The organism is Moraxella sp. CTOTU48841 (assembly GCF_032061225.1).
Classification (GTDB): Bacteria; Pseudomonadota; Gammaproteobacteria; order Pseudomonadales; family Moraxellaceae; genus Faucicola; species Faucicola cinerea.
In genome coordinates this window covers 242,083-253,267 of the sequence record NZ_DAMBFQ010000003.1, presented here as the reverse complement: position 1 = coordinate 253,267, position 11,185 = coordinate 242,083, and the positions used below count along the sequence as shown (strand labels likewise).

The 11,185-nt window shown below is 41.7% G+C and carries 9 protein-coding genes; 3 read left to right on the top strand and 6 right to left on the bottom strand.

What is annotated here, in order from left to right; genetic code table 11:
• Window positions 1–120: 120 nt before the first annotated feature.
• Window positions 121–906: a type I methionyl aminopeptidase gene (gene map / locus RT034_RS05610; RefSeq protein WP_100270570.1), complete on the bottom strand. Its 786-nt coding sequence runs from the start codon at window positions 904–906 to the stop codon at window positions 121–123.
• Window positions 907–1,066: 160 nt separating this feature from the next.
• Here map and msrB point away from each other — a divergent pair, with 160 nt between their 5' ends.
• The 3 genes from msrB to tsf all read left to right on the top strand — a co-directional run bounded on the left by msrB (window position 1,067) and on the right by tsf (window position 3,690).
• Complete coding sequence (msrB, locus tag RT034_RS05605) at window positions 1,067–1,537, top strand: peptide-methionine (R)-S-oxide reductase MsrB (protein WP_036597390.1); 471 nt, start codon at window positions 1,067–1,069, stop codon at window positions 1,535–1,537.
• 272 nt (window positions 1,538–1,809) lie between these two features.
• Window positions 1,810–2,583, top strand: coding sequence for a 30S ribosomal protein S2 (gene rpsB, locus RT034_RS05600; protein WP_050324911.1), 774 nt, complete (start codon window positions 1,810–1,812; stop codon window positions 2,581–2,583).
• Between the two features lie 228 nt (window positions 2,584–2,811).
• Window positions 2,812–3,690, top strand: a complete 879-nt coding sequence (tsf, locus tag RT034_RS05595) for a translation elongation factor Ts (protein ID WP_007115804.1) — start codon at window positions 2,812–2,814, stop codon at window positions 3,688–3,690.
• 146 nt (window positions 3,691–3,836) lie between these two features.
• Here the strand turns inward: tsf and RT034_RS05590 are convergent, their stop codons facing one another.
• The 5 genes from RT034_RS05590 to glyQ all read right to left on the bottom strand — a co-directional run bounded on the left by RT034_RS05590 (window position 3,837) and on the right by glyQ (window position 10,816).
• Complete coding sequence (locus RT034_RS05590) at window positions 3,837–5,123, bottom strand: O-acetylhomoserine aminocarboxypropyltransferase/cysteine synthase family protein (RefSeq protein ID WP_313014744.1); 1,287 nt, start codon at window positions 5,121–5,123, stop codon at window positions 3,837–3,839.
• Window positions 5,124–5,768: 645 nt separating this feature from the next.
• Window positions 5,769–7,871 carry a glycine--tRNA ligase subunit beta gene (glyS, locus tag RT034_RS05585; RefSeq protein WP_313014741.1) on the bottom strand — a complete coding sequence of 701 codons (2,103 nt, stop codon included), beginning with the start codon at window positions 7,869–7,871 and terminating at the stop codon, window positions 5,769–5,771.
• A gap of 122 nt (window positions 7,872–7,993) precedes the next feature.
• The gene (locus RT034_RS05580) at window positions 7,994–8,863 is read right to left on the bottom strand and encodes a sulfite exporter TauE/SafE family protein (protein ID WP_313014738.1); all 870 of its coding nucleotides are present in this window, start codon (window positions 8,861–8,863) and stop codon (window positions 7,994–7,996) included.
• 131 nt (window positions 8,864–8,994) lie between these two features.
• A complete protein-coding gene (locus tag RT034_RS05575) occupies window positions 8,995–9,882 on the bottom strand; it encodes a DUF4145 domain-containing protein (protein ID WP_313014735.1) in 888 nt (295 codons plus the stop codon).
• A 7-nt stretch (window positions 9,883–9,889) separates the two neighbouring features.
• Complete coding sequence (glyQ, locus tag RT034_RS05570; RefSeq protein ID WP_313014781.1) at window positions 9,890–10,816, bottom strand: glycine--tRNA ligase subunit alpha; 927 nt, start codon at window positions 10,814–10,816, stop codon at window positions 9,890–9,892.
• Between the last annotated feature and the right edge of the window lie 369 nt (window positions 10,817–11,185).

The window sequence follows — 11,185 nt, the reverse complement described above, 5'->3', positions numbered from 1 at the left end:
ACTCTTCGTCGCTCAGTGGTGGCGTATTATACGTGAATTGGAATGGGTGTCAACAGGAAAATATAAATAATTTTAAATTAATTGTTAACTTTCTTTTATACTGATGATTTTATTCATATTTTAACTGTTTAAAAAACTCAAATCTTCTTCTGGACGCTTGGTAAACACTTCACAGCCGTTCTCGGTAACCATCAGTGTATGTTCCCATTGGGCGGACAATTTACGGTCTTTAGTAATTACCGTCCATTTATCAGGCAAGGTTTTGGTTTGCCATACACCTTGGTTAATCATTGGTTCAATGGTAAATGTCATGCCTGTGGTCAGTTGTAGACCGGTATTTTTTTTACCATAGTGCAGAATTTGTGGTTCATCATGGTATACGTCACTAATTCCATGCCCGCAATATTCTCTTACTACGCTAAAACGCTCTGGCTCTGCCACCGCTTGAATCGCTGCGCCAATATCGCCTACATAGGCGCCATTGCGAACGGCTTTCATCCCTGCATATAGTGCGTCTTGGGCAATTTTGCAGATACGCTGCGCCATGATTGAGCCTTCACCGATAATCCACATTTTTGAAGTATCACCATGATAGCCATCTTTTATCACTGTGACATCGATGTTGACGATATCGCCCTCTTTTAGGATACGGCTGTCATCGGGAATACCATGACAAACCACATGGTTGATTGAAGTACAAAGCGTATGCTGGTAGCCATGATAGCCGACATTAGCAGGAATGGCTTTTTGGACATCGACAATATAGTCATGGGCAAGCTTATCTAATGCCCCTGTCGTTACACCTTCTTTGACATATTCGTCTAACATCACTAAGACATCGGCGGCTAATTTACCAGCGACGCGCATTTTTTCAACGGCTTCAGGGTTATTTAATAGTGTTTTCATACAATAATTATCTGATTTTGCAAAAATTTAAGAAGACGTATTATAGCCCTTTTCGCCTTTTTCACAAAACTACTATTTGTTTAAACAGTTGTTACTTGAATTTTGGACGGGTTGTAACTATTGTGATGTTCTACAATGACAACAAAGGCTGGGAACGTCTATGGCTAATTCAATTAATATCGATACACAGAAGTATGTAAGACCGTCTGAAGCTGAAATCAAGGCAAATTTGAATGATGAGCAATATTATGTGACACAGCAAAATGGCACTGAACGCCCTTTTAGCCATGAATATGATCACCAATTTGAACGTGGTATCTATGTGGATATTGTGAGTGGTGAGCCGCTTTTTAGCTCATCGGACAAGTATGACTCAGGTTGTGGTTGGCCCGCCTTTAGTAAACCGATTGATACAGCAGTAATCAATGAATTGTTTGATGACAGTCACGGTATGCGACGTACTGAAGTGCGTAGCCGTGTGGGTGATTCGCATTTAGGTCATGTGTTTAATGATGGTCTTCCTGAGCTTGGCGGCATGCGCTATTGCATCAATGGCGCGTCGCTACGTTTCATTCCTGTGAATGAAATGGAACAAGAAGGTTATGGTGACTTAATCGGGTTGGTTAAATAAGCGATATCTGCTTGAACTAAAAAAATATAGCTTAACCATATAAAAATGTGTTAAAATAGCAGTTTGTCATTTTATCTTGAGATGGCAAATTGCTTTTTTTATTTACTAACATGACACACACATTGCTATTTTCAAGCTAACAAGCTTGATAAGAGTTAAGCTGGGTGTTTGCAAATTTGATTAATTAAAATCCTGTAGATTTTGATGCGTGTTTGCAAATCGGCTTAATCGGTAATGTGGAGGCATAACCCAACTTTACTTAAGGAAATCTCATGGCGTCAGCTAATCCTACCCAAGTTTCAATGCGTGATCTTTTAGAAGCCGGTGCACACTTTGGTCACCAAACTCGTTTTTGGAATCCAAAAATGGGTAAATTTATTTTTGGTGCACGTAACAAAATCCACATCATCAACCTTGAGCACACCGTTAAAGCGATGAACGAAGCACTAAACTTCGTTAACCGTGAAGCAGCGCGTGGCAATAAAGTACTATTTGTTGGTACTAAACGTGCGGCAAGCAACGTTATTAGCGAACAAGCCGCTCGCGCTGGTATGCCGTATGTTGACCATCGCTGGTTAGGTGGTATGTTAACCAACTGGAAAACCATCCGTCAGTCAATTACTCGTTTAAAAGAATACGAAAAACAAGCTGAAGACGGTACGTTTGCTAAGTTAACCAAACGTGAAGCGTTAGAGCGTACTCGTGAAATGGAAAAACTTGAGCGTGCATTAGGCGGTATCAAAAACATGAACGGTTTACCTGATGCAATTTTTGTGGTTGACGTTGACCATGAAGCGATTGCAATCAAAGAAGCAAAAAACTTAGGTATCCCTGTGATTGGTATCGTTGATACAAACTCAAACCCAGATGACGTAGATTATGTCATTCCTGCCAATGACGATGCGATTCGTGCGGTAACGCTATACGTATCAGCGGTTGCAGATGCAATTATCGCTGGTAAAGAATACGCTAAAACTCAAGGCGGCAAAGCAGCAAATCAAGAAGAAGCAGTAACTGAAGCGCCAGCAGAAGCTGCGGCAGAATAAGGGTTACCGTAGTATCATAGCAGCGCATTGCTTAAGTTGTTATGATACTGTCATCAAAATTTTATAAACTAACTTTGATGGGTAAATACAAAATTAGTTTCTAAAAATTCGAATTTGTAGCGTAATATTAAAGGGCAAAAATCACCAATTTTTGTCCTTTAAGCTCCAACTGTTTAGACAATAAACAACCCAATTCTCATCTATAATGATAATCAATTGAGGTATCTCATGGCAGAAATTAGTGCAAAACTGGTAAAAGAATTACGTGACCGTACAGGTCTTGGTATGATGGAATGTAAAAAAGCCCTGCAAGAAGCAGACGGCGACATCGAAACCGCAATCGATAACCTGCGTAAATCAGGTCAAGCAAAAGCTGCTAAAAAAGCAGGTAACATTGCTGCTGATGGTGCTATCATTATCGCCCAAGAAGGTAACAAAGCCTTACTACTTGAAGTAAACTGTCAAACTGACTTCGTGGCAAAAGATGCTAACTTCACCGCATTTGCAAACAAAGTAGCTGAACTTGCGCTTGCCAATAATACCACTGATGTAGCGGCTATCTCTGCATTGCCGTATGGCGATGGTCAAACGGTTGAAGAAGCCCGTGTTGAGCTAGTACAAAAAATCGGTGAAAACATCCAAGTACGTCGTGCAGAAGTGATTGAAGGTGATAACCTAGCCTCTTACCGTCACGGTATTCGTATTGGTGTAGTGGTTTCTGTTGAAGGCGGCAATGCAGACACTGCAAAACACGTTGCCATGCAAGTTGCGGCATTCAACCCAATCGCCGTTGATGAAGCGAATGTACCTGCTGATACGCTAGCACGTGAAAAAGACATCATCGAAGCGAAAGCGAAAGAATCTGGCAAACCAGACGCCGTGATTGAAAAAATGATCACAGGTGGTCTACAAAAGTACTTGAACGAAGTGACTTTGTTGAACCAACCTTACGTTATCGACAACGAGAAAAAAGTTGGCGATATATTAAAATCTGAAGGTATGACGGTTAAAGCATTCAAACGCTTAGAAGTGGGTGAAGGCATCGAGAAAAAACAAGAAAACTTCGCTGAAGAAGTGGCAGCAGCTCAAGCAGCAGCAGCTAAATAATAAGCGACAACCGCTAGGTTGTAGACTTATTAAAAATACCCCATTGATTTGGGGTATTTTTTTGTCTAATTTTTTTATTTTTTAAATTCAAAAAAGCAAGTTGAAGGCTCGCTTTTTTATGTGAAGCGCTTTTTTATTTGAATAGATTATTTGGCTGCGGCTAACGCTTGCTCAAGGTCAGCTTTGATGTCGTCAATATGTTCAATACCAATGGATAAACGAATCATGTCTTCGCTGACGCCTGCTTTTTGCAACTCTTCAGCATTTAACTGGCGGTGCGTGGTAGTGGCAGGGTGGCAAGCGAGTGACTTGGCATCACCGATATTCACCAGACGGGTAATTAATTGTAGCGCATCAATAAATTTCGCCCCTGCTTCACGGCCGCCTTTTAATCCAAAGGTTAGAATCGCTGATGGCTTACCACCAAAGTATGTTTGCGCAAGCTGATGCTCTGGATGGTCAGTTAATCCTGCATACTTGACCCAAGCCACTTGCGGATGATGGTTTAAAAATTCTGCCACGGCTTGGGCATTTTGGCAATGTCGCTCCATACGCAAGGCTAACGTCTCTAGCCCAAGCATAATTTGCCAAGCATTCATTGGGCTTAGTGCCGCACCGGTATTACGTAAAGGCGCAACGCGGGCGCGGGCAATAAACGCCGCAGCACCCATGGCTTCGACAAAATTGACACCATGATAGCTGGCATCTGGGGTATTTAAAATCGCGAAACGTTCTTTGTGAGCGCCCCAATCAAATTTGCCACTATCGATAATCACCCCACCCACCGACGTGCCCGAACCGCTCACATATTTGGTCAATGAATGAATCACAATATCAGCACCATGCTCAAATGGACGGCACAATATTGGCGTGGCAACGGTGTTATCAATCACCACAGGTACGCCTTTGCTATGGGCAAGTTCGCTGATTTTTGCGATATCCAGCACGTTACCCAATGGATTACCGATACTTTCACCAAATACCAATTTAGTACGTTCATCAATCAAATCAACCAAGGTCTCAGGTTTGGTATAATCAAAGAAACGCACTTCGATACCTTGACGTGGCAACGCATGGGCAAATAAATTGTAAGTACCGCCATACAAAGTTGATACTGAGACGATGTTATCACCTGCCTCACATAGGGTTTGGATGGTATAAGTAATCGCCGCCATCCCGGATGCCACCGTCAATGCACCGATGCCGCCTTCTAACGCTGCCATACGCGCTTCAAGCACCGCATTGGTTGGGTTCATGATACGGGTATAGATATTGCCGGCAACTTTCAGATCAAAAAGGTCAGCACCGTGTTGGGTGTTATCAAAGGCATACGAACTGGTGTGGTAGATAGGGACAGCGACAGCTTTGGTGGTTGGTTCTGGTTCGTACCCTGCATGAATAGCGAGCGTTTCTGGGCGATGCGGTGGGCTCATATATATTCCTTTAATTTAGTTTAATTAGCAAAAAAATCTCTTTTGCATTGTAACGAGTTGCTAATCAGTTTTGCAAATTCACAATAGAGCATTATTGGAACATTAATGGCATGTTTTGGAATATAGATTTATAGTGACTTGGCCTCTAAAAGTGCGCCATATATCTATTGATAATTACCAACGATAGACAAACAAACACAGCACCACTAAGCTTTGCGAATAGGCTTATAAAAGAACCCGCTACCTTTTGGTAACCACCATGGAATGAAACAAGCCATCATTATTACGGGCTTTCACGTAATTACTCTAGACGAAGATAAATTAGAAAAAATAAATAATAGATAAAACTCACCGTTAAATACACAATTTACCAAAAGTTTTGAACCTGGCTATATGGGTTATACTGTTTATACCATCATAAACCCTAAAGAGCGATTTAGACAAAAATACCCTTAAAATAGTATCAAATACGCGTAAACTAGCCTGCCAATTTAGCAAAAACAAGTGTAAAAATATCTTTAGCTTGTAAAAAAACCCATAATGACCATTGTCAGTATGGGTTTAACCAATGATATTAAAGCAGGGATATTAAAGCCATAGTATCGAAGCCCTATGATTAAAGCGTTAACTCATGTCTAAATTAACTTATAGCTGTAACTCACTGATATCTGCAACCGTTAAAAACAACCCACGCACTTTTTTTAGCAGCGCCAACCGATTGGCTTTGAGGTTAGCATCTTCACTATTCACCATCACCTGATCAAAGAAGTCATCCAATGGCTGCTGCAGCGTGGCTAGCGATTGTAAAATCTGGGTGTAGTTGGCGTTGTCAGTGTGCTGATGGGGCTCAATACTTTGCGCTGCAGTTTGCACTGCTTGATACAATGCTTTTTCGGCAGGTTCTTGTAAATAAGCCGTTTGTACTTGGGTTGCAATCTCACCCTCAGCCTTGGCTAAAATATTGGCAACGCGTTTATTGGCCTCGGCAAGTTGTTTGGCGGGTGGCAAATCACGGAAGGCTTGTACGGCTTTGATGCGATGGTCAAAATCCATTGGCACTTGCGGTTGTAGCGCCTGTACCGCCATAATTGTATCCACGCTCACGCCTTGGTCTTCATACATGGCACGGTAGCGTGAATTGATAAACTCCATCACTTGTTTAAAAGTTTTTGGTAAGTCGTCAATTTTGCCTACATAACCCAATAAAGCTTGCTCAAGCAAGACTACCAGATTTAGTGGCAGTTGTTTCTCAATCAAGATACGCAGTACCCCAATCGCCGCGCGGCGCAGACTAAACGGGTCTTTTGAACCGGTTGGCGCTTGGTCAATGCCAAAAATACCGACCAGCGTATCCAAACGGTCTGCTAATGCCAGCGCCGTTCCAATGTTGGTCGCCGGTAATTTATCACCGCTAAATTTTGGCAGATATTGCTCCTCGATTGCCGCCGCCACCGCTTCTGGCTCTCGGTTTAAACGCGCATAGTAAGTCCCTGCCACGCCTTGTAATTCTGGAAACTCACCCACCAAGGTACTGGCAAGGTCTGCTTTTGACAGCAAGCCTGCCCGTGCCGTTTGTTCAACGTCTTCGCCAATTTGGGTAGCAATAAAGGCAGCTAGCTTGGCAATACGCTCAGATTTTTCCCAAATTGTCCCTAACTTATCTTGGAATACGCGGGTTTTGAGATTTTCAGTCAACGCAAACAATGGCTGTTTTTGGTCTTGTAAAAAGAAAAACTCGGCATCAGCAAGGCGTGGACGTACCACTTTTTCGTTACCGGCAATCACTTGCGCTTTATCTTTACTGTCGATGTTACTGATAAAGATAAAATAAGGCTGTAATTTACCTTGGCTGTCAGTCAAACAAAAATATTTTTGATCCGCCTGCATGGTACTAATCAAGGCCTCTTGCGGCACTTGTAAGAATCGTGGCTCAAAGCTTGCGCGTAGCGCTACTGGATAATCGACCAGCGCAGTGACTTCATCAAGCAAATCTTGCGGTACGATAGCAGTCGCCCCTACTTCATCAGCAAGCTGTTGCACTTGTTCTTTGATAAGCTGCTGGCGTTTGTCAAAATCAGCGATGACATGCGCCTCGGCAAGGTTTTGCTCATAGCTGTCCGCCGTGTCAATTCTAACCTTATCAGGATGATGGAAACGATGTCCAAGACTATAACGACCTAATTCAACGCCCTGCGCCCCTGTCTCACCCGACGTTAATCCTTGAATCGTCGCTGGCAGCACTTGGTCGTCTTTAAGTAGCACCAACCATTTGACAGGGCGAACAAACTCAGAACGCTCTGCGCCACTGCGCATGCGTTTGGCAATCGGCAACTCATCTAAGGCTTTTTGAAAAATACTCGGCAGTAACTCAGCCACAGGCTGACCAATGACATTCATTTCATAGCCGATATAATCGCCTTTATCACCTTTGATGGTAATTAAATCCTTGACATCAATACCCAAGCCTTGGGCAAACCCTTGAGCCGCTTTGGTTGGATTACCGTCCTTGTCATAGGCAGCTTTGACTGCAGGACCGCGTTTTTGTTCGATTTTATCGGGCTGTTTTTCACTAATTCCTTGAATCTGTAAGGCAAGACGACGCGGGGCTGCAAAGCTTTTAATGGTATCAAAGGGAATATTGGCATCTGTTAGCGATTGGGTGACATGGTCAGTGAGAGCATCACGCAATGTTTTTAGATTTTTTGGGGGCAATTCTTCGGTGCCAAGTTCAAATAAAATAGTAGACATGCTAAAGCCTTGTTGATTCAAATAGGGTAAATATAGGCGATTATAGCAGAAATTTAAGCCATAAAAATGCCCCATCAGCGGGGCAAATCAAGAAAACCGTCATCGTAAAACGAAAATTAAACTTATCGGCTGGCGCTTGCCGAAGTCGTTACAGCGGTCGTGGCAATTGGCGTATTGACCGCCGCTTTTGGTTTGGCTTTGGCAGGATTGACAACAAAATTAATGCCTAATAATAACAGCGTCACCCCTAAAATCGGGCGCAATTTTTTCTCAGGCAGTTTACTGCTCAATAATGTGCCTACAATAATGGCAGGAATCGCGCCAATGAGCAAAAAGGTCAGCATGTGAAAATCCACACTGCCTGACAGCAAATGCCCGAGACCTGCAACCAAAGTTAATAGCACCGCATGTACCACATCCGAGCCGATGATACGAATGAGGGGCAATTGGGGAAAAATCAGCACCAGTGCCATGACGCCAAATGCCCCTGCCCCAACCGACGATAAGGTCACTACTACCCCGAGCAATATGCCCATCAGCACCAATTTATATTTTGGGATTTGGGAGGTGAGACTGTCAGTTTGGTCATTTTTACGGTATTTGTCAAAAAACGCTTCGATACGGTTGCGAAAAATCAGCGAAATCCCGGTAATGGTCAACATCACGCCCAATATCAAGGTCATGATTAGTTTGATGGCGTTGATATTACCCAAGTAAGTAGCGACGAGATAGTTGGTGACAATGGAGGCTGGAATACTACCAATTGCTAGCCATAGCACGATTGGCCAAACGACATTTGATTTTTTAAAATGTACCACACCACCAAAAAACTTGGAAATAGCGGCATATAGCAAATCGGTGCCGACAGCAATATGCGGCTCTACTTTTAGCAGTAAAATCAAAATCGGCGTCATCAGTGACCCACCGCCCACACCGGTCACACCCACGCAAAATCCGACAAAAATACCCGCTAAAATAAAATAAAGTTCCACTCACCGCCCCTTGTTACCTGGCTTACTTGCTGCGGCTATTGTAGTAGAATAGCGCGTTGTTGCCCTGTGGCGATTTTTGATATAAATATGCGAGATTAGAATATTATCTATTTATTTATTAATAAAAATTCTTAAACCACTAAAAAATTCTGAATATTTTTATTTTTATACTTCTTAATTGCACCTAATTGTAAATGAGTAAAATCGCCATTTTGAATATCTTTTATTATCTGTTTTTCGAAATCCTCTATATTTTCTTGACATCTTCTATAATCTTTATCTAAAAATCTAAATAATCCATGCTCATCACCACTTTTAAAATTATCATTCAATAATTTAATCAATAATGTTTTAAAATCTTTATAATTATCAATTACTGTTTGAAGTGTACCAGTTGAAATTTTTGGTAATATATAAATACTACTCAATAAATGCTCAACTATTCTTAAAGCTATTTCTAATTCTCTATCATTTGGTTGCTTTATGTCATGGGCTGAGTCATTACCCATAAAACGTATTCCATGAAGATGATTGGTATCACTAATAGAAATAAATCCGCTAGTTTTAAGTTTATTAATACGACTTTCGAGTGATTTACCCTCAATTCCTTTATCATTACAAACTGCTTCTATGCAAGTCCTAAGCCCTATTCCTGTTAGAATTTTCGAATCATTAGCATAACTTTTTAGTGTGTCTGTATAAATTCTCCTAACTAATAAGGGTAATTCATAGAGCTCGAACCAATCCATCTCTTTATGATTTTTTAGAGAGACAGGATAAGTTTTAATAGTTGTTTGATATTCAACTTCAGATTCATTTATGTGAATAGGACTGTCAGGGTCGATAATTTCTTCTCTAAAAGATACGTTAGAACAGCCGCAACATTCAACTATTTGATAAGATAAATCAAAGAGATGTACTTCAGGTTCATAAGGTATATTATGCTCCTTCAAAACGAATTGCCGTGTGTACCTTTGACAAAATTGACAATAATTTTTGACAATTTTAGGCTTTTCCATAAGCTACTTACTCTTGCTTGGGCAAATATTTATCCAACGCATCGGCTTTATGTGCATCATCCGCCAATGGAAAGCCCAATTTGGCGCGCGTTTCTACATAGCTTTGTGCGACCTTACGCGCCAAGGTACGCACACGCAAGATAAAGCGCTGACGCTCAGTGACTGAAATCGCTCCACGCGCATCCAACAAGTTAAAGGTATGTGACGCTTTAAGCACCATTTCATACGCAGGCAGCGGCAGGTTAAGACCGACCAATTTATCGGCTTGGCTTTCATAAAAATCAAACAACTCAAACATTTTTGCCACATCGGCATGTTCAAAGTTGTAGGTCGATTGTTCCACTTCGTTTTGGTGAAATACATCACCATAGGTGACACGACCAAATTCGCCATCCGTCCATACCAAATCATATACACTGTCCACGCCTTGGATATACATGGCAAGGCGCTCAAGACCGTACGTGATTTCTCCTGTCACTGGGAAACACTCAATACCACCGACTTGCTGGAAGTAAGTAAACTGGGTAACTTCCATACCATTGAGCCAAACTTCCCAACCAAGTCCCCATGCGCCAAGCGTTGGTGATTCCCAGTTGTCTTCTACAAAGCGGACATCATGCGTTAGCGTATCGATGCCAATTGCTTTGAGTGACCCCAAGTATAACTCTTGAATATCAGGTGGATTGGGTTTGAGTACCACTTGGAACTGATAATAATGTTGTAAACGGTTTGGGTTGTCGCCATAGCGACCATCCGTGGGACGGCGTGATGGCTGCACATAGGCGGCATGCCAACGCTCTGGACCTAATGCTCGTAAGAAAGTGGCGGTATGAAACGTGCCTGCACCCATTTCCATATCATAAGGCTGTAACACCACACAGCCTTTTTCTGCCCAATAATTTTGCAAAGTTAAAATCAATTGTTGAAACGTCATCATACGAGAATTACCACTATATAGTCGGTGATTAGGCAAACTGTGTTTATCAAAATAGTTGTCCAGTTAATTTTGATAAAGCGTCAGTTTTTTTAATTAGTCACATTAAAAATTTAAATTTTTTTGCGTCGCAAATAGCCCTTAAAATAGGCGGTACAATTGCCGAACGATATTTTTACTTAAAACGCCCAAAATAGCAAACTTATCCAATTTTTCAGCTAGAGATATAGACATGATTATTGAGCAAATTAAGGTGTGGGCAAAACTACAAAGCATTAAAACAATATACATTTCGCGACAAATCAGTTACCGCATTTTAGCACTTTTTTACTAGATTTACGAAAATTCCTGTTACCCTTGAACAAGAGA